At 71.8% G+C, this 245-nt stretch carries 1 protein-coding gene; it reads right to left on the bottom strand.

The genetic code is table 11. The annotated features are described in order from the left end of the window. On the bottom strand, positions 1-223 hold a 223-nt coding region (locus AC0IYH_RS33350; protein WP_471838700.1), incomplete at its 3' end, for a hypothetical protein. Positions 224-245: the final 22 nt, after the last annotated feature.

The raw sequence follows: 245 nt of genomic DNA, 5'->3' as shown, positions 1-245 counted from the left end.
CGGCGATGGCATGCAATTCGTCGGCGCGCGCTGCACTCGCCGAGCCCGACGCTACGGAAGGCAAGTATTGGAAGCGCTGGCGCAGGTCGAGATTGGGCGCCACCGCCGGCAACGTTGCCAGCGCATGCGTCCACGCAAGGTCGGGATGAACGCGCGCGACCTGCGCCACTAGCCGCGCCGCGCGCGCCGGCGGCGCCTCTCCACCGGTGGCGATCGTCAGCATCTCAGCCGCCAGCGCCGGGTCC

The organism is Pseudomonas sp. AC463 (genome assembly GCF_979253585.1).
This window is presented reverse-complemented; position numbering and strand designations above follow the sequence as displayed.